Source organism: Vibrio sp. R10-SG-ISO4 (assembly GCF_059834135.1).
This window is the reverse complement of sequence record NZ_JCBDHJ010000024.1, coordinates 60,951-84,630: the sequence shown is the minus strand read 5'-3', so window position 1 is coordinate 84,630 and position 23,680 is coordinate 60,951. Positions and strand designations below refer to the sequence as shown.

Here is a 23,680-nt window from a genome sequence, read left to right as displayed (position 1 = left end):
CCTTTGGGGTTGTATGGTTAAGTGACTAAGCGTACACGGTGGATGCCTTGGCAGTCAGAGGCGATGAAGGACGTATTAACTTGCGATAAGCCCAGATTAGGTAGTAAAAACCACTTGAGTCTGGGATTTCCGAATGGGGAAACCCACCTGCATAAGCAGGTATCGTTATGTGAATACATAGCATAACGAGGCGAACCGGGGGAACTGAAACATCTAAGTACCCCGAGGAAAAGAAATCAACCGAGATTCCGAAAGTAGCGGCGAGCGAAATTGGACTAGCCCTTAAGCTTTATATGCGTTAGACGAACGGTCTGGAAAGTCCGGCAATAAAGGGTGATAGCCCCGTAGTTGACAACGCACATTCAGTGAAATCGAGTAGGGCGGGACACGTGATATCCTGTCTGAATATGGGGGGACCATCCTCCAAGGCTAAATACTACTGACTGACCGATAGTGAACCAGTACCGTGAGGGAAAGGCGAAAAGAACCCCTGTGAGGGGAGTGAAATAGAACCTGAAACCGTGTACGTACAAGCAGTAGGAGCACCTTCGTGGTGTGACTGCGTACCTTTTGTATAATGGGTCAGCGACTTATATTCAGTGGCAAGGTTAACCATCTAGGGGAGCCGTAGGGAAACCGAGTCTTAACTGGGCGCTCAGTCTCTGGATATAGACCCGAAACCAGGTGATCTAGCCATGGGCAGGTTGAAGGTTGAGTAACATCAACTGGAGGACCGAACCGACTAATGTTGAAAAATTAGCGGATGACTTGTGGCTAGGGGTGAAAGGCCAATCAAACCTGGAGATAGCTGGTTCTCCCCGAAAGCTATTTAGGTAGCGCCTCGGACGAATACTACTGGGGGTAGAGCACTGTTAAGGCTAGGGGGTCATCCCGACTTACCAACCCTTTGCAAACTCCGAATACCAGTAAGTACTATCCGGGAGACACACGGCGGGTGCTAACGTCCGTCGTGGAGAGGGAAACAACCCAGACCGCCAGCTAAGGTCCCAAATTATTACTAAGTGGGAAACGATGTGGGAAGGCTTAGACAGCTAGGATGTTGGCTTAGAAGCAGCCATCATTTAAAGAAAGCGTAATAGCTCACTAGTCGAGTCGGCCTGCGCGGAAGATGTAACGGGGCTAAGTAATAAACCGAAGCTGCGGCAATACCTTTTAGGTATTGGGTAGGGGAGCGTTCTGTAAGCCGTTGAAGGTGTGTTGTAAAGCATGCTGGAGGTATCAGAAGTGCGAATGCTGACATGAGTAACGATAAAGGGGGTGAAAAACCTCCTCGCCGGAAGACCAAGGGTTCCTGTCCAACGTTAATCGGGGCAGGGTAAGTCGACCCCTAAGGCGAGGCCGAAAGGCGTAGTCGATGGGAAACGGGTTAATATTCCCGTACTTCAACTTATTGCGATGGGGGGACGGAGAAGGCTAGGTGGGCCTGGCGACGGTTGTCCAGGTTCAAGTGCGTAGGCTTGAGAGTTAGGTAAATCCGGCTCTCTTTAAGGCTGAGACACGATGTCGAGCGCCCAAGGGCGTGAAGTCATTGATGCCATGCTTCCAGGAAAAGCCTCTAAGCTTCAGATAAGTTGGAATCGTACCCCAAACCGACACAGGTGGTCGGGTAGAGAATACCAAGGCGCTTGAGAGAACTCGGGTGAAGGAACTAGGCAAAATGGTACCGTAACTTCGGGAGAAGGTACGCTCTTGACGGTGAAGTCCCTCGCGGATGGAGCTATTGAGAGTCGCAGATACCAGGTGGCTGCAACTGTTTATTAAAAACACAGCACTGTGCAAAATCGTAAGATGACGTATACGGTGTGACGCCTGCCCGGTGCCGGAAGGTTAATTGATGGGGTTAGACTTCGGTCGAAGCTCTTGATCGAAGCCCCGGTAAACGGCGGCCGTAACTATAACGGTCCTAAGGTAGCGAAATTCCTTGTCGGGTAAGTTCCGACCTGCACGAATGGCGTAATGATGGCCACGCTGTCTCCACCCGAGACTCAGTGAAATTGAAATCGCTGTGAAGATGCAGTGTACCCGCGGCTAGACGGAAAGACCCCGTGAACCTTTACTACAGCTTGGCACTGAACATTGAGCCTACATGTGTAGGATAGGTGGGAGGCTTTGAAGCAGGTACGCCAGTATCTGTGGAGCCGACCTTGAAATACCACCCTTGTATGTTTGATGTTCTAACTTAGCCCCGTTATCCGGGGTGAGGACAGTGCCTGGTGGGTAGTTTGACTGGGGCGGTCTCCTCCCAAAGAGTAACGGAGGAGCACGAAGGTGGGCTAATCACGGTTGGACATCGTGAGGTTAGTGCAATGGCATAAGCCCGCTTGACTGCGAGAATGACAATTCGAGCAGGTGCGAAAGCAGGTCATAGTGATCCGGTGGTTCTGAATGGAAGGGCCATCGCTCAACGGATAAAAGGTACTCCGGGGATAACAGGCTGATACCGCCCAAGAGTTCATATCGACGGCGGTGTTTGGCACCTCGATGTCGGCTCATCACATCCTGGGGCTGAAGTCGGTCCCAAGGGTATGGCTGTTCGCCATTTAAAGTGGTACGCGAGCTGGGTTTAGAACGTCGTGAGACAGTTCGGTCCCTATCTGCCGTGGGCGTTGGAAGATTGAAGGGGGCTGCTCCTAGTACGAGAGGACCGGAGTGGACGAACCTCTGGTGTTCGGGTTGTGTCGCCAGACGCATTGCCCGGTAGCTAAGTTCGGAATCGATAACCGCTGAAAGCATCTAAGCGGGAAGCGAGCCCTGAGATGAGTCTTCCCTGGCACTTTAAGTGCCCTTAAGGGTTGTTCGAGACTAGAACGTTGATAGGCAGGGTGTGTAAGCGCTGTGAGGCGTTGAGCTAACCTGTACTAATTGCCCGTGAGGCTTAACCATACAACACCCAAAGGGTTTTGATGGACTCAATGTAAGAACATTGAATGTGTAATGAAGAGACGAGTGACTAGTTCCTAGTAGCTAGAAACGATAAACGCAGCTTTCCGAATTATTAAGTTCTAGGAACTAGGGTCTAGGCACTCACTTCTAAGAACTTAAACAAAATTTGCTTGGCGACCATAGCGATTTGGACCCACCTGATTCCATGCCGAACTCAGAAGTGAAACGAATTAGCGCCGATGGTAGTGTGGGGCTTCCCCATGTGAGAGTAGGACATCGCCAGGCTTTGAACATTATCTGTTTAAAGCACGATTGAGATAAGACTTTAAATAGACCACTGCGGAGTGGTAGTTCAGTTGGTTAGAATACCGGCCTGTCACGCCGGGGGTCGCGGGTTCGAGTCCCGTCCACTCCGCCACTTATAAACCTCGTTTATCGAGGTTTTTTTGAATCTAATTTTAGGGGTGTAGCTCCAATTGGCAGAGCAGCGGATTCCAAATCCGCGTGTTGGGAGTTCGAATCTCTCCACCCCTGCCATATCTAAGGCTCTAGTCGAAAGACTAGAGCCTTTTTTGTCTCCGTTTTTTAATCTTGCACGCGACAAAACACAAATCACTCATTGCACTGAGAATCATTCGCAGTATTTTGCTACATTATACGTCTTGTCTGTTTTAGGTGTTTACCGTTATGGCTTTGAGTCGTCGCCAATTTCTTCAATCTTCACTTGCTTTGTCTGCTCTCTCAATGATTCCTGCGTGTTCGGTGACTCGGCAAACTCGGACTCGAGAAGGCTATGTTTACGATCTCACTGCTGAGCCTAGCCGGGCTGAACTCGTCCCTGGGTATCAAACAGACGTACTGGGGTTTAATGGTGCGATCCCTGCGCCGACACTCTATTGTCGTCAGGGGGAAGAGGTCGTGATTCGTTTCACGAACAAACTGTCAGAGCCTACCACCATACATTGGCACGGCTTGCGAATACCGATCGAGATGGACGGCGTTCCTTTTCTCAGTCAAGCGCCTATCATGCCGGGAGAGACGTTTGAGTATCGATTCACTCCGCCTGACGCAGGCACGTTTTGGTATCACCCACACATGAACAGCGTTGAACAGTTAGGGCGAGGACTCGTTGGACTGATTATTGTTGAAGAGCGCGACCCCGTGGTTTTTGATGAAGAGCATGCGTTAATGCTCAAGCATTGGCACATCGACAGTCAAGGGCAGTGGAAGGAGAGAATGATCCCACGTTTAAGTGCTCGGATGGGCACGCCAGGGGAGTGGAGCAGTGTGAATGGCGTTCATGAGCCTTTATATACGCTTAAAGCGCACGCGACCACTCGCTTACGCATTGCTAATGTCGACAATACCATTACCTATCCAATTGCGATTGAAGGGGCAGAGGCTTGGATACTGGCTATTGATGGCAACCCGGTCACCACGCCAATTGAGCTCTCTCAGCATAAAATTGGACCGGGTATGAGGGTGGATCTTGGTCTGATTGCGCCATCTGCTGGCAACAAAGTGTTTGTTCGTCAAATGAAGGGGCGTTTCCCTTTTCCTCTGTGTGAATTTGATGTCGTCGCGTCTGATTTGCCACAGGGTCAAGCGCTGCCAAGTTTGCCTCTTAACCCTGTGCCCGCGCTCGATCTACCCAACGCTGAAGAGATTGACTTTGTGTTTGAGTGGCAAGGTGCGGTAACGCCCGTAGGCAAAGATGGCAAGGCGAGTTCAACCTTTTGGTTGACCAACAAGGTGGCGTGGCAGGGGATGAGTCGTCATTCGATTCCTGCGCCGCTGGCGCAGTTGGAGCTAGGCAAAACCTACATCTTCGATCTTAAAAATGTCACTCAGTACCATCATCCTATTCATCTTCATGGCCATACCTTTACCGTGCTCGAAATGGACGGTAAGCCGCTCCCAGAGCCGTTCCATACGGATACGGTACTACTGGGCAAGAATGGTCGTGCCAAAGCGGCTTTCGTCGCGGACAACCCCGGTCGGTGGATGTATCACTGTCATGTCATAGAGCACATGAAAACCGGTTTGATGGGCTATATCGAAGTAAAGTGACTCCTGTAACTTTTTAAATCTAACAGAGTGTTTAGCGTCATTACATTGATCTGAAGTCTGTTTTTTCGTCTGTTTGGCGCTACACTAACGCCACAAATTTGGAGGGGTTATGGGTCAGTTTGCAATTTTAGGGTTTATTGCCATGGGTGGCGCCGTTGGTGCGTGCTCTCGTTATTTAGTGTCTGAGCTGTGTGCGACATTACTGGGGCGAGGTTTTCCATACGGTACGCTAACTGTTAACGTAGTCGGCTCACTGGCGATGGGCTTACTGATCGCCGCGTTTGAAAATGGCAACCTTGCGACTGAACCATGGAGACAGATCATCGGGCTCGGTTTTCTTGGTGCTTTGACGACGTTCTCTACGTTTTCGATGGACAACGTTTTACTCATGCAGCAGGGCGCTTTTTTCAAGATGGGACTCAATGTCTTACTCAATGTGGTATTAAGCATCTCTGCCGCTTGGGTGGGCTTTCAACTGCTGATCAAAAGCTAGCTTGCTTAGAGGTGCTTTGAGCCTCACTAGACAAAATTTACACAGGTCGGCTTGGTTTATCCAAGCCGTTTTTATATACTCGGTTCACTTGTCGGAGTGCCATAAGGCTGAGACCGTTTATTCGGGATCCGTTGAACCTGATCAGGTTAATACCTGCGAAGGGAACAAGAGAAGATATCGACCCTCCTAATCTAGGATTCGTTCTCTCTGATCTGAGCGTCATGCGATCTATCTACAGATAGGTACCCGCGTCAGATCGCCCTCTTGTCGCATCTTTCCGCCAAGCATTTTTATCTCTAACACTCATGCTCCTACGAGCAATAAAGAGCAAGGAAAAATGCTATGTCGAATCGCAAACAAGCGAGACTGGAAGCCAAACAGTTTATTGATACCCTCTCGGTACAAGCGTACCCCAATTCACGTAAGGTTTATGTTGAAGGTTCAAGACCTGATATTCGTGTTCCTATGCGAGAAATCTCCCTTGCTGACAGCTTGATTGGCGGCACTAAAGGTGCGCCGATCTTTGAGCCCAATGAGCCGATTCGCGTTTACGACACTTCTGGTCCTTATACCGATCCTAACCATACGATTGACCTCTACCAAGGCCTGCCTAAGCTACGTGAACAGTGGATTGAAGAGCGCGGTGATACGGAACTGCTCGATGAGGTCAGTTCGGTATACACCAAACAGCGCTTGGAAGACGATACGCTAGACGAGCTGCGTTACGGCAACTTACCACGCATTCGCCGTGCGAAAAGCGGTCAGTGTGTCACTCAGCTCCACTACGCGCGTCAAGGTGTGATTACACCGGAAATGGAATACATCGCTCTGCGTGAAAACATGGGGCGTGCTCGTTATCGCGACGAGGTGTTGAACCAACAGCATCCTGGTCAAAGCTTTGGTGCCCACTTGCCAAAGGACATCAGTGCTGAGTTTGTCCGCCAAGAAGTGGCTGCGGGTCGTGCCATCATTCCATCCAACATCAACCACCCAGAAGCGGAGCCAATGATCATTGGTCGCAACTTCTTGGTCAAGGTGAACGCCAATATTGGTAACTCCTCTGTGACCTCTTCCATTGAGGAAGAAGTTGAGAAATTGGTTTGGGCAACACGTTGGGGTGGCGATACGGTGATGGATTTGTCGACCGGACGCAATATTCACGAGACTCGAGAGTGGATTCTACGTAACAGCCCAGTTCCGATCGGTACCGTGCCTATGTACCAAGCGCTTGAAAAAGTGAATGGCATTGCAGAAAACCTCAATTGGGAAGTGATGCGAGACACCTTGATTGAGCAAGCTGAGCAGGGCGTCGATTACTTCACGATTCATGCCGGTTTGCTGTTGCGTTATGTGCCGATGACGGCCAAACGTGTCACGGGTATTGTCTCTCGCGGCGGCTCGATCATCGCTAAGTGGTGTCTCGCTCACCATCAAGAAAGCTTCCTTTACACCCACTTTCGCGAAATTTGTGAAATCTGTGCCAAGTACGATGTCGCGCTTTCGCTCGGTGATGGCTTGCGTCCAGGTTCGGTAGCCGATGCCAATGATGAAGCGCAGTTTGCTGAGCTACGCACGTTGGGTGAACTGACTAAGATCGCGTGGGAGTATGACGTGCAGGTGATCATTGAAGGCCCTGGGCATGTACCTATGCACATGATCAAAGCCAATATGGATGAGCAGCTAGAGCACTGCCACGAAGCGCCATTCTACACTTTGGGTCCTCTGACGACCGATATTGCCCCTGGGTACGATCATATTACCTCTGGCATTGGCGCTGCGATGATCGGCTGGTACGGCTGTGCGATGCTCTGCTATGTGACGCCGAAAGAGCACTTGGGTCTACCCAATAAAGAAGACGTTAAGACGGGCTTGATTACTTATAAACTTGCGGCGCATGCGGCGGATTTGGCTAAAGGCCACCCTGGTGCTCAGGTTCGTGACAATGCGCTCTCAAAAGCTCGCTTTGAGTTCCGCTGGGAGGATCAGTTCAACTTGTCGCTTGACCCTGATACGGCGCGAGCTTTCCACGATGAAACCTTGCCGCAAGAGTCGGGCAAAGTGGCTCACTTTTGTTCAATGTGTGGACCAAAATTCTGTTCGATGAAAATATCTCAGGAAGTGCGCGAGTACGCCAAAGACACACAACAAGTCGAAGCCGACCAAGCCATCTCCGTTAAAATGCTCGATGATCCACTCGAAGGGATGCGCCAAAAGTCAGAGGAGTTCCGTCAATCGGGTTCTGAGCTGTATCATCCTGCCGCGCAGCCTGAAAGTGCAGAGTCGTAGGAACGCGGCGATGAAAATTGTGATTCCTCACTCACAGCCTACATTGCGCGATGATATCGCGCAATGCTTGGCATTGGCCGGCGAGCAAGGGTTTGCCACACAAGAGATTCAGTTGATTGAAGGGGCTGAGTCGACGGTAGAACTGCGCGGTGCGTCTTCCTCTGTTTGGATTGCTCGGGATACGCAAGTCTTTGAGTCTTCCTCTCTCAGTGACGACAGCGAACAAAGTGTCCATCACCTGGTGTACTCAGTTGCAGAGGGTGATGTCTCGCTGGCGGACTATGCCCTGCATGCGATCGTTATTGGCGCAAGGTGCGAAGGGCGCGTGCTCGATATTTGGCAACACAGCACGCGTGCTCATGCTGAAGTGCGTGCGCTTAATGTCCACCAAATGGCGCTTGATGCTACACAGCACTTTGCATGGTTTATCACCTTGCGGGCGCTCGATTTTCCCGTTGAAGATGCACTGACGCTCGCACGTGCGATGGGGCATGTTTCACGTGAAACATCTCAATGGCCATGTTGTTTAGAGCAATTTCCTACGCCTGTGCTCGAGGACGAAACTCTCGGCATTCGTGTTGGTTGGAAAACTGAAGGCCGCGCGATCTCTTTTCCCTCCATGGCGAAAGAGGTGTTGGGTCTCTATCCGGTGGTCGACGATGTCAGTTGGATTGAACGATTACTTCCTCTAGGCATTAAAACCATACAGCTGCGCATCAAAGATCCACAGCAAGCTGATTTGGAAGCGCAGGTGATACGTGCGATTGCATTGGGTCAGCAATACCAAGCACATGTGTTTATCAACGATCATTGGCAGTTGGCGATAAAGCACGGTGCATTCGGTGTTCACCTTGGCCAAGAAGATATTGAAGCGTCGAACTTGCAGGCATTGTCACAGGCAGGTATCGCTTTAGGGCTCTCGACACACGGCTACTACGAACTGCTGCGTATTGTGCAGATTGCGCCAAGCTACATCGCACTGGGGCATATCTTCCCAACCACGACCAAGGTTATGCCTTCTAAGCCGCAAGGTTTAGTGCGCTTGAAGCTTTATCAACAGTTGATTGATTCGATTCCTCGCTCGCAAGGTACGGGCTTTCCTACGGTTGCGATTGGCGGTATCGACCAAGGTAACGCTGCGATGGTGTGGCAGTGCGGCGTCTCAAGCTTGGCTGTCGTGCGTGCGATTACGCTCGCCGACGACCCAAAACCGGTCATTGCGGCTTTTACTGAGTTGATGAAGGCAAACAAGCAAGTAGGAGAGCAGGGATGACCATGCTGTCTGACGAGGCGTTCTTACGTTACCAAAGACAAGTGTCGTTGCCGCAATGGGGCGAACAAGGGCAAGCAAAGTTGGCGAATGCTCATGTGTTGCTGATTGGTTGTGGTGGCCTCGGGTCAGCGGCAAGCCTTTATTTAGCTACCGCTGGTGTGGGCAAATTGGTGTTGGTGGATGATGACCGTGTCGAGCTAAGCAATCTTCAGCGCCAAGTCATCTATCGAAACGATGACCAAGGGCAGAGCAAAGCGTTGGCGGCTAAGAGTCAATTAGAGCACCTCAACCCTTTGATTCGCATTCGCGCGATTGACCAACGGCTCGATGATACCCAACTTGCGCTTGAGATCATGCTTGCCGACATCGTGCTTGATTGCACAGACAACCTTGAAACTCGTCAGCAAATCAATCAGCTCTGCTTCAAAAACCGGACACCTTTGATCTCGGCCTCGGCCATTGGATGGCAAGGGCAATTCGCGTTGTTTGATTATCAGCAAGATAGCCCATGCTACCACTGCCTATATCCGTTCGATTCACTTCCTTCTGGCCAAAAATGCAGTGAACTTGGCGTGGTAGGTCCGGTGGTAGGCACGTTAGGTAATTACCAAGCGCTGGCGGCGATTCAATGGTTAGCCCTTGATGAACCACAACTCAGCCCATCGACATTACACCTGTTTGATGGACTCACGATGCGCTGGCAGACGTTAACTATTTCAGTGGATGCCACTTGTCATGTGTGTCAGTCAAACACCGTTAAGGAATGAACATGGAACCCATCACTATCACCGTCAATGGTGAAACACATACGACTCACGCAGGGACAACATTGACGGCGCTCATTGCTGAGTTATCACTCGCCGAGGTGGGCTGTGTGTTTGCCATCAATAACTGTGTCGTTCCGCGCAGCGAGTGGGACAGACATATCGTCAATCAAGGCGATGCCATCGCACTATTTCAAGCCATTGCAGGAGGCTGATCATGGCGCCAATAACACCGCTTACTATCGCGGGCAAAGTGTTTGACTCGCGTCTGTTTACCGGCACGGGCAAATTTTCGAACAGTACCACCATGGCGCGCGCTATTGAGGCGTCGGGATCGCAACTGGCGACTATGGCGCTCAAGCGCGTCGATATCCATGATAAGCAAGATGATATCTTAGCGCCGTTGATTGCCGCTGGCGTGAATTTATTACCGAATACCTCTGGGGCAAAAAACGCGCAAGACGCCATTTTCGCCGCGCACTTAGCACGTGAAGCCTTGGACACACAGTGGCTTAAACTGGAGATTCATCCTGATCCTAAATACCTGATGCCTGACCCAATTGAAACCCTAAAAGCGGCAGAACAGTTGGTCAAAGATGGCTTTATTGTCTTGCCGTATTGCCACGCAGACCCGGTGTTGTGTAAGCGTTTAGAAGAGGTGGGCTGCGCAGCAGTAATGCCTCTTGGTGCGCCTATTGGTTCGAACAAAGGGCTAGCATCGCAAGACTTTTTGGAGATCATCATCGACCAAGCCGGTGTCCCCGTCATTGTCGATGCCGGGATTGGTGCTCCGTCTCATGCGGCAAAAGCGATGGAGATGGGCGCGGATGCGGTGTTGGTGAATACCGCGATCGCGGCGGCGAGCAATCCAGTTGCTATGGCGCAAGCGTTTAAGATGGCGGTGGAAAGCGGGCGGATAGCGTTTGAATCCGGCTTGGCTGGACAGGTCACCCATGCTGTTGCTTCCAGCCCATTAACCGCCTTCTTAGAGTGAGGGATGCAGCATGAGTTTTGTATCGATTCATCAACGTATGGACTGGGATGACATCAGGCTGTCGATTTACGCGAAAACTCATCAGGATGTGGAACGTGCACTGGCGAAATCTAAGCGTGATCTCGAAGATTTTAAAGCCTTGATTTCACCTGCGGCAGAGCCTTACCTTGAGCAAATGGCGCAGCAATCCTACGCGCTCACGCGTAAACGGTTTGGCAACACGATTGGATTGTATATCCCGCTTTATCTCTCCAACTTGTGTGCCAACGCGTGTACCTACTGCGGTTTTTCGATGGAGAACCGTATTAAACGCCGTACGCTGACAGAGCAAGAAATCGCGGCAGAGATAGACGCGATTAAGTCGATGAAATTCGACAGTGTGCTTTTGGTCACTGGTGAGCACCAAACCAAAGTGGGGATGGACTACTTTCGCCGCGCACTGCCACTTGTCAAAGCGCACTTTAACTACTTGGCAATGGAAGTGCAGCCGCTTGATGAAGGGCAGTACCGTGAACTGAAATCCTTGGGCCTCGATGCAGTAATGGTCTATCAGGAAACCTACCATCGTCGCACTTATGCTCAGCACCATTTGAGGGGCAACAAAACAGATTTTGACTATCGCTTGGAAACGCCGGATCGTTTGGCGAAAGCCGGGATCGATAAGATTGGTATAGGCGCGCTCATCGGCTTGGACGATTGGCGCACGGATTGCTTTTATGTCGCCGCACACCTTGACTACTTAGAGCGTACCTACTGGCAAACTCGTTACTCGATTTCTTTTCCACGGCTTCGTCCTTGTGAGGGCAATGCATCGGAAGGGGTGATTCAACCTAAATCCGTGATGAGTGATAAGCAGTTGGTTCAGTTGATCTGTGCCTATCGGTTGTTGAATCCGACGGTTGAGCTTTCGTTATCGACACGAGAGTCGCCGCAGTTTAGGGACAATGTGTTGCCACTGGGTGTGACATCCATGTCCGCCGCATCAAAAACACAACCCGGCGGATATGCGATGCAAGACGTCGAGTTGGAGCAGTTTGAGATCAGCGATGAGCGAAGTGCCGAGTCAGTCGAGCAGGCGTTACGCTCGAAAGGGTATGACCCGGTTTGGCGAGACTGGAACGCAATCTATTCAGGATAATGTTTCACGTGAAACAACCACGCCACAATTAAAAAAGGCTCTCATGTTGAGAGCCTTTTCATTCAACTTCACGCGATATGCAGATCTACCGAGTGTTCAAAGCACGATTAGTCGCGGTGAGCGATGGGCGATGTTGCGCGCTCTAACCACGTTCTTACCTCACCATCGACCAATGGGCTGAGGTCATTCCACACTTTTTGGTGGTAATCATTAAGCCAAGCGAGCTCTGGTTTGGTCAACATATCAATGTTGATGTTGCGCTTATCAATCGGGCAACGTGTGAGTGACTCGAAGCTCAATACAGGGAAATCACCTTGTGTTGGAGTTTCCACTACGAGTTCTAAGTTCTCAATACGAATGCCAAACGCATCGGCGCGGTAATAACCGGGCTCATTGGAGAGCACCATACCTTCCATCAAAGCCACATCAATTTGTCGTTTGGAAATGCTTGCTGGTCCCTCATGGACACTGAGGAAGTGGCCGACACCGTGGCCCGTACCGTGGTCATAGTCAAAGCCTTCTGCCCATAGGTGTTGACGGGCAAGGGTATCAATTTGATAGCCGCGTGTTCCTTTTGGAAAACGGGCACGTGCGACACCAATATGACCTTTGAGCGCTAAGGTAAACTGCTTGATCATCTCGTCGCTAGGTTGACCGATGGCCACAGTACGTGTGATGTCCGTCGTTCCGTTGAGGTATTGGCCGCCAGAGTCGACCAGGTAGAGAGAGTTCAGGCTCAACTGACCCGGGGTCGGTTGGTTTTCGTGGTTGTAGTGACACATTGCCCCGTTGCTGCCTGCTGCGGAGATGGTATCAAAACTTAGGTCTACTAACGTTTCATCCTCACGACGGTACGCTTCTAAACGGTCGGCTAGGTAGGCTTCATCGTGAAGTTGGCCGTTGTCGACTTCGTTATCAAGCCAAGAGAGGAACTTGACCATGGCGACGCCATCGCGCACATGACACGCTTTCATGCCCTCAATTTCGACCGCATTTTTTTGCGCTTTCGGCAGCAAGCAAGGATCGGCTGCACTTACGACATGCGCGCCACTGTTTTGCAGTGTCAATTTAAACCACGCATTGCTCGTCGCTGGGTCAAGTAATACTCGGCGTCCATTAAGCGAGTTAAGGATATTCTCCAGGGACTCGGGAGCATGAACTCTGACACCGGTACCAACATGCTCAGCAAAGCCCTGCGGCAGACGTTCTTGGCGAATAAAGAAATCGACACTGGCGTCGCGGTGAATAATCGCGTGAGACAATAATACGGGCAGGCGAGAGACGTCGAGGCCACGCACATTAAGCAGCCAGCAGATAGAGTCGAGCGCGGTCACGACTGCAGCATCAAGGTTCTGCTTTGTCAGTTGCTTGGCAATCTCTTCACGTTTGGATGATGAGGTTTGACCGACAGATTCAATCGGCATTAAGCGCGCAGGTGATTCGAGGGCGGCTGGGCGATCATGCCACAGTGCGTCGATGGGGTGAGTTGTTAACAGCTTGAGTTCAAGTTTGTCCGCCAGTTTGGTTTGCGCAGACTCCAGCCAGCCTGCATTGTGCATGCGTGGGTCAATGGCGACGACGCTGCCGGGTTGTAGCTCACTGAGCAGCCAGTCTAATGCCGGCTCTTCAATTAAATGGCGGTATTCGAACAGCTCGCTAGGGACTTGCTTGGTGACTTGCACCGTGTATCGACCATCGACAAATACCGCTGCTTTTGTTTGTGTGACCACCGCGGCCCCGGCTGAACCAGTGAAGCCGGTTAGCCAATGCAGGCGTTCGTTGTGCGCAGGAATGTACTCGCCCAAGTATTCGTCTTCATGGGGCACAAAAAGGGCATCGATATTGTTCTGAACCAGCCACTCTTTGATGGCTGTCAATCGTTGTTCAGTGGTGTTTAGCATCTGTGAATCCTTCAGTTATTTGAGGTGTCCATCCGACGTCTTAGACTCGCAATGACCGCGCATCTTGATGAGCGGGCGAATCACGTTTTGGGCTTGGACTATGGCCATTAAGCTACTCCTTTTACCAGAGCGCTGCAAATGGTCTGCATCGATAGCCGGGTAAGGATCGCGGGGTAAGGTTAACTGACTACGTGACGTAAAATCAGCGCAGTTGTCGTCACGTGACTAGCATTGCACGGGGTTATCGCAACGCGGCTAACGTAGCGCGGTCGTCTTTTCGCGGATAATTTGTCTGAGCCAGGCAAGAGCCGGGTCGTTCTCTCGGTCGCGATGCCAAAACAGGGTATAGGCCATGGGCGGAAATTCTAACGGCAGTGGCAGCACCGCGAGGTTAAGCTGTTTCGAGGCAAGCTTGACGAAGTGGCTTGGCGCGGTAAAGACAAAGTCCGTGTAGGAACACAGACTGGCGGCGCTGTTGAAGTCCGGCACAGTGATGGCGATATCGCGCTCTTTGCCGATGTCGGCAAGGCGATAATCAAGCAGCCAGCGATCGTTGCCATCGCAGCGTACTTGAACATGACGTTGGCTAAGAAACTGTTCTAACGTCCAAGGACGGCTCAAGGCAGGGTGATCCGCGCGCAATAAACACATCTGGTTATCACGGTAGATCTCTTGTTCACTAATATCACTCGGCGGCAACATAGTCAGCTTGGCATCATTGATGTCGATGTCCTTGCCTGTAATGCCGAGATCAATTTCGCCTTTTTGCAGCAGCTTAAAGGTTTGATCGGACCAAGAGTGTGTGCTGATGGTGACACCGGGGGCACGTTTAAAAATCTCGGGTAGAAAATGGGGCAGTATCAGCGGGTAGACACTCTCTACTGCGGCGATTTGAAACTTGTAATCACTGCTGTCAGGCTGAAACTGCTCGGGTTGCGTCAGCAGCTCTAACTGATGGATCAGCGCATCCAATTTAGGCTTAAGAAAGAGGGCTTTGGGCGTCGGCTTTAGCCCATACGCTTGGCGCACGAACAGAGGGTCATCGAATTGGTCACGCAACTTGGCGAGGTTCTTACTGACCGCAGATTGGCTGAGGCATAATCGGTGAGCGGCACGTGTTACATTCAGCTCTTCAGTAAGAATCTTGAGGCACACCAGTAAATTCAAATCTAAGCGAGCAAGCTTCTCTATATTCATACATTTCCCTAAGGAATAACTTAAATGATGATTTGTCATTGGATGTCATATCTAGACTAACTTAGACTTTGCCGAGTTTCATCCTTTCTTGTGCATAATCATTTTAAAAGAGGCGAGCAGTGAACGCTGACAACCCGATCATCTACGGCAAACTTCAATTCATTCTTTTGACCCTGTTGGTGCTGTTTAGCCCGCTGGCAATTGATATTTATCTGCCTGCGTTGCCACAAATTTCTCAAGCGTTTCACGTGGAACACGCCTTAGCACAAGATACTATCACATGGTTTTTGTTCGCGATGGGGGTCGGCCAACTGTTTGCTGGCCCGCTGGCGGATAAGCTAGGACGTCGAACTGTTGCATTAGGTGGGATCAGCATCTACGCCGCGAGCGCTTTATTGGCGTGGAGTGCTCAAAACATCGAGTGGATGCTGGTTTCGCGCTTGCTGCAAGGCTTAGGAGCGTGCGCGACATCGGTGGCCGCCTTTGCAACAGTTCGCGATATGTTCGGTCCACAGAAAAGTGGCAAGATGATCAGCTACCTGAACGGGGCTATCTGTTTTATCCCTGCATTAGCGCCGATTCTTGGTGCATGGCTGACTCAGCAATTTGGCTGGCGCGCCAACTTCAGCTTTATGGCCGGGTTCGCGTTGATTGGTCTGGTGGCGATGTCGTTTGGCCTTAAAGAGACCAATCCGCAAGTCAGCACCGCGCCGGTATTTCGTCTACGACGCTATTGGCAAGTGCTGAGTACACCGACGTTTTTGTTCCACGCATCCTTGTGCATGTTGGCGATGGCGGTGATTCTTGGTTATGTGACCTCAGCCCCTGTGGTGCTGATGGAAAATCTGGGCTTAAGCATGAACGCTTTTACCTTTTGGTTTGGTATCAATGCGGTGATCAACATTGTCGCGTGCATGACAGCGCCCAAATTTATGGATAAGTTCGGCACGCACACCACGCTCAATGTCGGCATCTTGGTGTTGGGATTAGGCGGTATCGTGATGCTAGCAATGGCGACGCAAGCAAGTGCCTTTGCCTTTATGCTGCCAATCTTCCTATCCTCGATTGGTTTTGCGTGGATTCTCGGCGCGGCAGCAGGTAAGGCGCTTGCCCCGTTCGGTGACAAAGCGGGCACCGCTGCTGCGCTACTCGGGCTGTTCCAAATGAGTGGATCGGGCTTGGTCGTCGGCACCATGCAGCGCTTTGGGTGGGAGCCGCAAGTGCTTATCGCCTCATTGATGCTCATCATCACACCTGCATTACTGATTTTGTGGACCAAAGCGGGCAGAGAGTGGCACTACTGTTATGAGTAAACCGTAATAAATAAGCTGCTATGAGCAAGTTGTTGTCGACACCTTGCTCACATCACTAAGTGAGGGCGCACTTAGCTTTACAAGGAAAAATATCCTTGTATATTGAGGCAAGTTAATCTTGCAACGATGGAAAAACCACCTCTATGTCGATGACGACGTACGAAAAAGCGCGTTTGATGGAGCAGCTTGAAGAGTCTCCAGAGAAAGTGATGTTTGGTAAATTAATTCATGAGCTCGGCAATCAGAGCAGCGAGCGTATTCGCAGTGCCGCCAAGCAAGTCCCGCTCGATGTGTTGCGTGATATCGTGTTCCATTTTCAGCAAGTGATTGAGTCACGTAAAGGCGAGCAGCTAGATATCATCGCGAAGCAACTTGCCCAGCAGGGCATCTCAGCGGAGCAGCTCAAACAGTACATGGAAAACCAAGGCAAATAACCTTGCCGATTCGATTGGGTCAGTTGGATTCGTTCAGTTCGATTTGATAGAAAGCTCGCACAACGCGAGCTTTTTTTATGGATTGACGTTGCGATTGATGGGGTTTTGCAAAGAGATGAGTGTTTCGGTGGATTGTACTTCGTCGATGGCTTGCAGCTTATCGATCAGTACGTGTTGCAGCTCCTCAATCGAGCGACACATCAATTTGACGAAGATGTTGTACGCGCCCGTCGTGTAATACGCTTCCACTACTTCCTCTAGAGCATTGAGCTTTTGCAAAGCTGAGTGATAATCGCGCGCCGCGTTGAGGTTAATACCAATAAAGCAGCACACGTCGTAACCGAGTTTTTTCGTATCGACAATCACTTCCGTGCCTTGAATGATGTCGGCTGACTTCATCTTTTCTATTCGAACGTGAATGGTTGCAGGGCTGACATCAAATTGCTTCGCCATTTCGGCGTAGGGCGTCCGCGCATCTTCCATTAAGGTTTTCAAAATCGCTTTGTCGAGGTCATCGAGCTTGGTGGAGTGAGCTTGCATAGTCAGCCTTGTTGAAAATAGAAAGACTATTATTGCCGCGAACGGGCGAAGACATCAATGGCGATTTGTTCGTCGCGAGTTGGGGAAACTGTTAGGTAGAGCCAGCTAAAATCCATTACACTGACGCGCACGCGTCCCTCAACACTGACCAACACCGGAGCCGATAGTGGATTTGCAACTTCTCTGCGAACACCCTGAACAGAACCAACAACTGAACGATATTGCTGCTCGCTGGGGGCTTAGCCACAGTGACACCAGTCCGTTTGCTTTGGTGCTGACGGCGCAGCGCTTGGAACTTCGCAAAACCGATGAGCCTAAATTAGGGGCGATTTATGTCGACCTGGCGGGAGGCGCCGCTGAGCATCGCCGCAAGTTTGGGGGCGGAAAAGGGCAAGCGATCGCCAAAGCGGCCGGGCTCAACAAAGGCGTGGTGCCGACAGTGCTTGATGGCACCGCTGGCCTTGGGCGAGATGCGTTTGTATTGGCCTCTTTGGGCTGTCAGGTGCAGATGGTGGAGCGTCACCCTGTGGTGGCGGCGCTACTGGATGATGGCTTAGAACGCGCCAAACAGGACCCAGAAATCGGCGTCTGGGTCAGTGAGCGAATGTCACTGCTGCACGCATCGAGCCACAACGCGCTGGAAACGCTCGCAAGTCAGCCTGATTTTGTGTGCCCTGATGTGGTCTACCTAGATCCCATGTACCCTCATCCTGAGAACAAAAAGAAAAGCGCGTTAGTGAAAAAAGAGATGCGCGTATTTCAAACGCTTGTGGGCGCCGATCACGACGCAGACGGCCTACTCACGCCAGCCCTTGCGCTGGCGACGAAAAGAGTGGTGGTCAAACGCCCCGACTACGCTGATTGGCTAGATGGTGTCAAACCGGCGATGGCGATAGAGACCAAGAAAAACCGCTTTGATGTCTATGTTAATGCAGCCATGAGCTAAGTGCCTGATTCTATTTATACTCACCACACCGTGCTTTATGGCGGTGGAAAATAACGCTTGCCAAGCCCGTCTGATGACTATATATCTTACTAAGAACTATTCGTATTCTTTTTAAGGTAAGTCGATGGCAAAGCGTTTGTGCAAGTTGAGTCGTAAACAAGTCGCACACAGTTTGGGTGAGATAGAAAAGCTCGTGGTTGAACCCAAGTTTGTCTGCCGCTCTTGTGCGCGTGCCAGTCACAGTAAACAACACTTATGCAAACCGGCGTCAATTGCGGCGGCTGCCCATACCCAGCCAACGACTCATACACCTAAAATCCTTAAGCCTCTCTCTGCGCGAGCTGAATCTGCACTATTCGCACCTCAACAAGCGGCAGTGGCTTCTGCGCCTTCAGATACGCAGAATGTCGCTCAAGCGATCGAGACAAAGCGTGAAGAGCAAAAAGCGCAAGCCGTGCAGCGCGTCATTGCGCGAGTGAAAGCACGCAAAGCTGACGTTGAGTTAAATACCCTGACGTCCGTGAATGCCTTGACGCCGGTAGTAGAGACGTTCGATTTGATGGATAAAAAGGCGTTCAAGAAAGCGAGAAAAGAGCTCAAACGTGCTTATAAGCAGCAGAAGAAGTGGCTAAAAACGCTGAAAAAACAGCAAAAACTCAGTAAAAAGCAGGCTAAACTGCAGGCCAAGTTAGACGTAATCCCCTCTTGGCCAAGCGGCTTAGCTGAGACAGAGAAGCGCCAAGCCAAGGTGCATTAAACCGAGACTAGGCGCTAGACTTTGGATTTACGCGGCGTTGGCGACACGCTTTTTCACCCAGGTTTCGTTGACCCAAAGTGAAAGGACAATAATAGCGCCGCCAATGGTCAGTCTCGTCAGGTCGACATCGCGATTCCAGATCACGATATTGACGATAAGCCCAGCGGGGACCAACGCATTATTCATCACCGCCAGCGCACCAGCATTCACCATGGTCGCGCCTTTATTCCACGCGAAATAGCCCAACCCAGACGCAATCAAGCCTAAGTAGGTCAGAACGCCCCATTGTGTTGCCGTACTTGGCAATTTCTCACTGTTGCCCATCAGCGCAAACGCGATGAGTGCCACAGCCAGCGCGCCCAAATAAAAGTAACCAAAGACCGTATGCTGTGGCAGGGCGACTTGCTGCTTTTCCATCAAGTATTTGTAGCCCACTTGGCCAATAGCAAAGCAGAGATTGGCTCCTTGCACCACCATAAAGCCAAGTAAGAAATGCTCATTGACCCCGGCAAACTTGATAAAGGCAGCGCCAGCCACTGCGATCGCCGCGGTGACCAAATACCAAGGCGAAAAGCGACCCTTGAGCAGATCGTAGATTAACGTCACGTAAATCGGCGTGAACACCGTGAACAGCAAGACTTCTGGCACAGACAGAAGCAGGAAGGATTGATAGTAAAAACAGTACATCAAGCCAAGTTGAAAGCCGCCAACGACCATCAATTTGGCAATCAGGGATTTCTTAACCCCTTTAAATTTCAGGAAAGGTAGGAAAACCAAGCTCGCTAAGGCGACGCGCATTAAAACCGAAAACCACGCGTCGACTTGGCCTGCCAAATAGACACCAATCAAGCTGAAGGAGAACGCCCACAGCAAGGTGACCGAAGAGAGATAAAACATGATTAAGACTCATTATCAAAAACTATCTAATTATTTTATCTCAATTCATCCCTTGAATCAGTCTTTTAGTGGTACAACCAACATGTCGACCGGTGAGCAATTGATCAACTGACGGGTCGAGGAGAGCAGTTTGCTCCAAAAGTCTTGATGGTGGCCACACACCACAAGATCGACGTTGAACTCTTGAATGGTATCGCAAAGCTCATTACCTAAGTCGCCACTGCCAACTAGGGTATGTTTAATGGGGAAGTTGGCGTGGTCCGCAAGGTTTTGCAATTGCTTTTGCGATGCCTCAATAGCTTGATGTTGCGTCTCCGCCAGGTTGATGTCGATGAGGCCGGTATACAACTCGGCGTAGTTGACATCAATGTGGATGAATGAGACCGCCGCGTCGAGCGGCTTGGCCAAGGAGACCGCTTTGTCTACCAGCAGTTTGCTGTCTTCAGACAGGTCGATGGCCACTAGAATGTGTTGATAGCTCATACCGAATCCTCTTATTTCGCTCGCCTAAAGTTAGATTAGCACCTCGCTGCTCAATTTTTTGCCAAGGTGATCTCATATCCACATTCACCATACAAAGTGTTATGGTGGCTAGCATGATATAGTCAGTTTAAGTTCATAGACTTAGTAGGAGTGCGAAATGCTGTCACAAGCGATGGTCGAGCAATTGAATGAGCAAATTAATCTCGAATTCTTTTCATCCAATCTATACTTACAAATGAGTGCTTGGTGTGAGGACAAAGGCTTTGAAGGCGCGGCCGAATTTTTACGCAAACACGCCGTTGAAGAGATGGAGCACATGCAGCGTTTATTCACGTATGTGAGTGAGACGGGGGCAATGCCGATTCTAGGTGCCATTGATGCACCAAAACATGAATTTGAGAGCCTAGGTGAAGTCTTTCGCGAGACCTATGAACATGAGCAAATGATTACGCAAAAAATCAACAAATTGGCTCACGTTGCGTTTACTTCTCAAGATTACTCAACATTCAACTTCTTGCAGTGGTACGTTGCAGAGCAGCACGAAGAAGAGAAGTTGTTTAAAGGGATTTTAGACAAGCTAGAACTGGTTGGTGAAGATGGTAAGGCTTTGTTCTTCATCGATAAAGACCTAGCTGCTTTAGCAAAAGAAGGTTCATCTTCTATTATGGATACCGCCGCTGAATAATTGTCAGCGAAAGATGCTCTGATGGGATCGTCTTTTCTTCGGTAACCTATGAAGATGTAGGGAGGAAAAGATGATCAATGCAGACACCATTCTATTCACGTTGATGCTTGTAACGGCGGTGAACATGGCCCGTTACCTCACTGCACTGCGTTCTCTGATATACATCATGCGCGAGGCGCATCCTCTTTTGTACCAGCAAGTCGACGGCAACGGTTTCTTTACCACGCACGGCAATATGGCCAAGCAGGTCCGCCTGTTCCATTACATCAAAAGCAAAGAGTATCACCATCATCACGATGAAGTGTTCACGGGCAAATGCGATCGCGTCAGAGAGCTGTTCATACTCACCACCTCATTGCTCGCGGTGACCTTGCTAGCAGCGTTTATTCTTTGATGATCGGCGCCTTTAAATTGGCAAGGTAGGCAATAGCCGTTAAAATAGCCACCTATTGCGAAGGATGTGCTCAGTGCACATCCTTTTTTATTGAATCATGACAGAGTTAGTAACCACCATGGCAGAGAAGTTTGATGTAGTAGTGATTGGCGCCGGTGCGGCGGGCCTGATGTGTGCCGCCCAAGCAGGAGAGCGGGGCCGTCGCGTGTTAGTGCTGGATCATGCTAAGAAACCGGGCCGAAAAATCCTCATCGCCGGGGGCGGCCGCTGCAACTTTACCAACTACGATGTGTCTGCCAAACACTACCTGTCACGCAACCCGCATTTTGTTAAATCGGCCTTGGCACAGTACACCAACTGGGACTTTATCTCGATGATCTACAAATACGGCATCGAGTTTGAAGAGCGCGATCATGGTCAGCTGTTTTGTGTCGGTGACTATGACTCCAAAGACATCGTTAAAATGCTTCTCGCCGAGTGCGATAAACCGAGTATCCAATTTCGCTACCAGCAAGCCGTTGACAACATCGAGCAGCAAGCCAATGGCTTTTCTCTGACGACCAATGGCCATGCGATTGAGTGCGAATCCCTCGTCATCGCCACCGGCGGTCTGTCGATGCCTAAGCTTGGCGCAACCCCCTTTGGTTACAAAGTGGCAGAGCAGTTTGGCCTTGAGGTCCTTCCGACCAGTGCGGCCTTGGTGCCGTTTACGCTGCATAAAGAAGACAAAGACGATTTTTCTGAGCTGTCAGGGATTGCGATTCCGGTTGAAATCACCGCTAAAAACAACACCAAATTCAAAGAGGCGCTGCTGTTTACCCACCGTGGTCTGTCTGGCCCGTCGGTATTGCAAATCTCCTCCTACTGGACCCCGGGCGAAGCGGTTGAAGTGAACCTGGTGCCCGATGTCGATGTGCAAGCTTTGCTAACGCGCTCATTGGAAAAACACCCTAATCAAACCTTGAAAAACACCTTAGCGAAAGTGCTCCCCAAGCGACTGGTTGAAGTGCTGATCGAGCGCAAAACCCTTGAAGACAAACCGCTAAAGCAATTTAGCAGCAAGGCTCTGGAAGACGTGGCTAACACGTTAGAGCATTGGAGCATTGCCCCCAATGGGACAGAAGGTTACCGCACCGCCGAGGTCACCCTAGGCGGCGTCAATACCGATCACTTATCGTCGAAAACCATGGAGTGCAAAGCGATCAAAGGCCTCTACTTTATCGGCGAAGTCGTCGACGTCACCGGCTGGCTAGGGGGCTACAATTTCCAGTGGTGCTGGAGCTCCGGTTATGTAGCGGGGCAGTGGGTTTAATCTCGCGCCCATTGCGCTTTCTTTTTCCACTTCACCTGTTGAATAACGAGCCCGGCAATGATCAACACAAGACCGATGAGAGTGCTTGGGTGAATGGCTTCGCCGATGATGGTCGCCAGTAAGATCAAAGAGATAAATGGCGAGGCGAAGATGAGGTTACTGATTCTCGCGGTATTGTGAGTGGATTTTAAGGCGCTGAGCCACAAGACGAAGGTAACGCCCATTTCAAACAGTCCGACATAGCTGACCGCCAGCCAACCTTGAGGAGAAATGGCGGCAAAGCTAGCTCCTTCCCACCACGTCAGCCCAAGAGCGAAAGGGATCGCGACGAGAAAACCGAGCAACACGCCGACCACAGGGTCGGCTTTGTTTTTGGTGTTTAAGATCCAATACCCTGCCCACAGCAGCGTTGAGAGCAACGCCAGCCCAACCCCTAGCGGGCTATCAAAATCGAGCGCCAATACGTTGCCTTTGGTGGCGATAACAATGACGCCGAGGTAGCTCAAACAGCACGCGACCCAATCTTGCTTACGGATGGCTTGACCTAAAAATACCGCCGCCATTAGGGTGAGGGTGATTGCCCAGCTGTAGTTAATCGCCTGCGCTTGTGAGGCAGGCAGGAGATCGTAGGCTTTAAACAAAATGATGTAATACGCCAGCGGGTTGATGATCCCCAGTAATAGGTAATAGCCCGGATTGGCGGTCAAGGTGGTCACTAGAGTATTGAGCTTGCCTTGCACGGCGCAGATGAGGGTTAAGGCGAGGGCAGAGACGATACTGGCGACCGTCAACATCTGGATCGGAGTAAACTCAGCTAAGGTTAATTTAAACGCGGTGGCTACTGTCGACCAGAGCAAAACAGCAGACAAACCAAAGCCCAGCGCGCGGCGCTCATTCAT

General features: G+C 50.7%; 21 protein-coding genes, 2 tRNA genes, 2 rRNA genes and 1 riboswitch. Of the genes, 19 read left to right on the top strand and 6 right to left on the bottom strand.

Going from position 1 to position 23,680, the window contains the following annotated elements; translation table 11 throughout:
* Positions 1 to 15 precede the first annotated feature (15 nt).
* The 12 genes from AC6R03_RS17790 to thiH all read left to right on the top strand — a co-directional run bounded on the left by AC6R03_RS17790 (position 16) and on the right by thiH (position 11,922).
* Positions 16 to 2,904 (top strand): 23S ribosomal RNA (locus AC6R03_RS17790).
* 169 nt (positions 2,905 to 3,073) lie between these two features.
* A 5S ribosomal RNA gene (rrf, locus tag AC6R03_RS17785) occupies positions 3,074 to 3,189 on the top strand.
* 56 nt (positions 3,190 to 3,245) lie between these two features.
* Positions 3,246 to 3,322, top strand: a tRNA-Asp gene (locus AC6R03_RS17780).
* A gap of 42 nt (positions 3,323 to 3,364) precedes the next feature.
* Positions 3,365 to 3,441: transfer RNA gene (locus AC6R03_RS17775), tRNA-Trp, on the top strand.
* Between the two features lie 150 nt (positions 3,442 to 3,591).
* On the top strand, positions 3,592 to 4,974 hold the full coding sequence (locus tag AC6R03_RS17770; RefSeq protein ID WP_500653679.1) for a multicopper oxidase domain-containing protein: 1,383 nt from the start codon (positions 3,592 to 3,594) through the stop codon (positions 4,972 to 4,974).
* Positions 4,975 to 5,083: 109 nt separating this feature from the next.
* Positions 5,084 to 5,467, top strand: a complete 384-nt coding sequence (crcB, locus tag AC6R03_RS17765) for a fluoride efflux transporter CrcB (protein WP_334555415.1) — start codon at positions 5,084 to 5,086, stop codon at positions 5,465 to 5,467.
* Positions 5,468 to 5,549: 82 nt separating this feature from the next.
* Positions 5,550 to 5,648, top strand: a riboswitch (TPP riboswitch).
* A 161-nt stretch (positions 5,649 to 5,809) separates the two neighbouring features.
* The gene (thiC, locus tag AC6R03_RS17760; RefSeq protein ID WP_500630155.1) at positions 5,810 to 7,753 is read left to right on the top strand and encodes a phosphomethylpyrimidine synthase ThiC; all 1,944 of its coding nucleotides are present in this window, start codon (positions 5,810 to 5,812) and stop codon (positions 7,751 to 7,753) included.
* A 10-nt stretch (positions 7,754 to 7,763) separates the two neighbouring features.
* Complete coding sequence (locus AC6R03_RS17755) at positions 7,764 to 9,026, top strand: thiamine phosphate synthase (RefSeq protein WP_500630156.1); 1,263 nt, start codon at positions 7,764 to 7,766, stop codon at positions 9,024 to 9,026.
* Between the two features lie 2 nt (positions 9,027 to 9,028).
* Positions 9,029 to 9,793, top strand: a complete 765-nt coding sequence (locus AC6R03_RS17750; protein WP_500630178.1) for a HesA/MoeB/ThiF family protein — start codon at positions 9,029 to 9,031, stop codon at positions 9,791 to 9,793.
* A gap of 2 nt (positions 9,794 to 9,795) precedes the next feature.
* Positions 9,796 to 10,005, top strand: coding sequence for a sulfur carrier protein ThiS (thiS, locus tag AC6R03_RS17745; RefSeq protein WP_500625349.1), 210 nt, complete (start codon positions 9,796 to 9,798; stop codon positions 10,003 to 10,005).
* 2 nt (positions 10,006 to 10,007) lie between these two features.
* Positions 10,008 to 10,784, top strand: coding sequence for a thiazole synthase (locus tag AC6R03_RS17740; RefSeq protein ID WP_500630157.1), 777 nt, complete (start codon positions 10,008 to 10,010; stop codon positions 10,782 to 10,784).
* A 10-nt stretch (positions 10,785 to 10,794) separates the two neighbouring features.
* On the top strand, positions 10,795 to 11,922 hold the full coding sequence (thiH, locus tag AC6R03_RS17735) for a 2-iminoacetate synthase ThiH (RefSeq protein ID WP_500630158.1): 1,128 nt from the start codon (positions 10,795 to 10,797) through the stop codon (positions 11,920 to 11,922).
* Between the two features lie 107 nt (positions 11,923 to 12,029).
* Here the strand turns inward: thiH and AC6R03_RS17730 are convergent, their stop codons facing one another.
* Both AC6R03_RS17730 and AC6R03_RS17725 read right to left on the bottom strand, forming a co-directional pair.
* Positions 12,030 to 13,823, bottom strand: coding sequence for an aminopeptidase P family protein (locus tag AC6R03_RS17730; RefSeq protein ID WP_500630159.1), 1,794 nt, complete (start codon positions 13,821 to 13,823; stop codon positions 12,030 to 12,032).
* A gap of 255 nt (positions 13,824 to 14,078) precedes the next feature.
* Positions 14,079 to 15,020, bottom strand: coding sequence for a LysR family transcriptional regulator (locus tag AC6R03_RS17725; protein WP_500630160.1), 942 nt, complete (start codon positions 15,018 to 15,020; stop codon positions 14,079 to 14,081).
* A 119-nt stretch (positions 15,021 to 15,139) separates the two neighbouring features.
* Here AC6R03_RS17725 and AC6R03_RS17720 point away from each other — a divergent pair, with 119 nt between their 5' ends.
* Both AC6R03_RS17720 and tsrA read left to right on the top strand, forming a co-directional pair.
* Positions 15,140 to 16,333, top strand: a complete 1,194-nt coding sequence (locus AC6R03_RS17720; protein WP_500630161.1) for a multidrug effflux MFS transporter — start codon at positions 15,140 to 15,142, stop codon at positions 16,331 to 16,333.
* A 143-nt stretch (positions 16,334 to 16,476) separates the two neighbouring features.
* Positions 16,477 to 16,767 carry an H-NS-like global regulator TsrA gene (gene tsrA / locus AC6R03_RS17715; RefSeq protein WP_487902714.1) on the top strand — a complete coding sequence of 97 codons (291 nt, stop codon included), beginning with the start codon at positions 16,477 to 16,479 and terminating at the stop codon, positions 16,765 to 16,767.
* 75 nt (positions 16,768 to 16,842) lie between these two features.
* Here the strand turns inward: tsrA and asnC are convergent, their stop codons facing one another.
* Complete coding sequence (gene asnC, locus AC6R03_RS17710) at positions 16,843 to 17,307, bottom strand: transcriptional regulator AsnC (RefSeq protein WP_334555425.1); 465 nt, start codon at positions 17,305 to 17,307, stop codon at positions 16,843 to 16,845.
* A 166-nt stretch (positions 17,308 to 17,473) separates the two neighbouring features.
* Here asnC and AC6R03_RS17705 point away from each other — a divergent pair, with 166 nt between their 5' ends.
* A complete protein-coding gene (locus tag AC6R03_RS17705; RefSeq protein WP_500630162.1) occupies positions 17,474 to 18,253 on the top strand; it encodes a class I SAM-dependent methyltransferase in 780 nt (259 codons plus the stop codon).
* Positions 18,254 to 18,377: 124 nt separating this feature from the next.
* Positions 18,378 to 19,010: a hypothetical protein gene (locus AC6R03_RS17700; RefSeq protein WP_500630163.1), complete on the top strand. Its 633-nt coding sequence runs from the start codon at positions 18,378 to 18,380 to the stop codon at positions 19,008 to 19,010.
* Between the two features lie 27 nt (positions 19,011 to 19,037).
* Here AC6R03_RS17700 and AC6R03_RS17695 read toward each other — a convergent pair whose 3' ends face one another.
* Together AC6R03_RS17695 and uspA are read right to left on the bottom strand one after the other, a co-directional pair.
* Positions 19,038 to 19,907 (bottom strand): carboxylate/amino acid/amine transporter, encoded by an 870-nt coding sequence (locus AC6R03_RS17695; protein WP_500630164.1) that lies wholly within the window; start codon positions 19,905 to 19,907, stop codon positions 19,038 to 19,040.
* 57 nt (positions 19,908 to 19,964) lie between these two features.
* The gene (gene uspA / locus AC6R03_RS17690; protein ID WP_334555429.1) at positions 19,965 to 20,390 is read right to left on the bottom strand and encodes a universal stress protein UspA; all 426 of its coding nucleotides are present in this window, start codon (positions 20,388 to 20,390) and stop codon (positions 19,965 to 19,967) included.
* A 157-nt stretch (positions 20,391 to 20,547) separates the two neighbouring features.
* Here uspA and ftnA point away from each other — a divergent pair, with 157 nt between their 5' ends.
* From ftnA to AC6R03_RS17675, 3 genes are all read left to right on the top strand, one after another.
* Complete coding sequence (gene ftnA / locus AC6R03_RS17685) at positions 20,548 to 21,075, top strand: non-heme ferritin (protein ID WP_334555430.1); 528 nt, start codon at positions 20,548 to 20,550, stop codon at positions 21,073 to 21,075.
* 70 nt (positions 21,076 to 21,145) lie between these two features.
* Positions 21,146 to 21,469, top strand: a complete 324-nt coding sequence (uspB, locus tag AC6R03_RS17680) for a universal stress protein UspB (RefSeq protein WP_334555431.1) — start codon at positions 21,146 to 21,148, stop codon at positions 21,467 to 21,469.
* A 118-nt stretch (positions 21,470 to 21,587) separates the two neighbouring features.
* A complete protein-coding gene (locus AC6R03_RS17675; RefSeq protein WP_487902728.1) occupies positions 21,588 to 22,781 on the top strand; it encodes a BaiN/RdsA family NAD(P)/FAD-dependent oxidoreductase in 1,194 nt (397 codons plus the stop codon).
* On the opposite strand, the gene AC6R03_RS17670 is transcribed toward AC6R03_RS17675, so the two are convergent.
* Positions 22,778 to 23,680 carry a DMT family transporter gene (locus tag AC6R03_RS17670; RefSeq protein WP_500630165.1) on the bottom strand — a complete coding sequence of 301 codons (903 nt, stop codon included), beginning with the start codon at positions 23,678 to 23,680 and terminating at the stop codon, positions 22,778 to 22,780. The genes AC6R03_RS17675 and AC6R03_RS17670 overlap by 4 nt on opposite strands.

Coding starts and splice junctions, on each gene's coding strand:
- AC6R03_RS17770 (WP_500653679.1), top strand. CDS start 3,592: ATGGCTTTGAGTCGTCGCCAATTTCTTCAATCTTCACTTGCTTTGTCT.
- crcB (WP_334555415.1), top strand. CDS start 5,084: ATGGGTCAGTTTGCAATTTTAGGGTTTATTGCCATGGGTGGCGCCGTT.
- thiC (WP_500630155.1), top strand. CDS start 5,810: ATGTCGAATCGCAAACAAGCGAGACTGGAAGCCAAACAGTTTATTGAT.
- AC6R03_RS17755 (WP_500630156.1), top strand. CDS start 7,764: ATGAAAATTGTGATTCCTCACTCACAGCCTACATTGCGCGATGATATC.
- AC6R03_RS17750 (WP_500630178.1), top strand. CDS start 9,029: ATGCTGTCTGACGAGGCGTTCTTACGTTACCAAAGACAAGTGTCGTTG.
- thiS (WP_500625349.1), top strand. CDS start 9,796: ATGGAACCCATCACTATCACCGTCAATGGTGAAACACATACGACTCAC.
- AC6R03_RS17740 (WP_500630157.1), top strand. CDS start 10,008: ATGGCGCCAATAACACCGCTTACTATCGCGGGCAAAGTGTTTGACTCG.
- thiH (WP_500630158.1), top strand. CDS start 10,795: ATGAGTTTTGTATCGATTCATCAACGTATGGACTGGGATGACATCAGG.
- AC6R03_RS17730 (WP_500630159.1), bottom strand. CDS start 13,823: ATGCTAAACACCACTGAACAACGATTGACAGCCATCAAAGAGTGGCTG.
- AC6R03_RS17725 (WP_500630160.1), bottom strand. CDS start 15,020: ATGAATATAGAGAAGCTTGCTCGCTTAGATTTGAATTTACTGGTGTGC.
- tsrA (WP_487902714.1), top strand. CDS start 16,477: ATGTCGATGACGACGTACGAAAAAGCGCGTTTGATGGAGCAGCTTGAA.
- asnC (WP_334555425.1), bottom strand. CDS start 17,307: ATGCAAGCTCACTCCACCAAGCTCGATGACCTCGACAAAGCGATTTTG.
- AC6R03_RS17700 (WP_500630163.1), top strand. CDS start 18,378: ATGGCAAAGCGTTTGTGCAAGTTGAGTCGTAAACAAGTCGCACACAGT.
- AC6R03_RS17695 (WP_500630164.1), bottom strand. CDS start 19,907: ATGTTTTATCTCTCTTCGGTCACCTTGCTGTGGGCGTTCTCCTTCAGC.
- uspA (WP_334555429.1), bottom strand. CDS start 20,390: ATGAGCTATCAACACATTCTAGTGGCCATCGACCTGTCTGAAGACAGC.
- ftnA (WP_334555430.1), top strand. CDS start 20,548: ATGCTGTCACAAGCGATGGTCGAGCAATTGAATGAGCAAATTAATCTC.
- uspB (WP_334555431.1), top strand. CDS start 21,146: ATGATCAATGCAGACACCATTCTATTCACGTTGATGCTTGTAACGGCG.
- AC6R03_RS17675 (WP_487902728.1), top strand. CDS start 21,588: ATGGCAGAGAAGTTTGATGTAGTAGTGATTGGCGCCGGTGCGGCGGGC.
- AC6R03_RS17670 (WP_500630165.1), bottom strand. CDS start 23,680: ATGAATGAGCGCCGCGCGCTGGGCTTTGGTTTGTCTGCTGTTTTGCTC.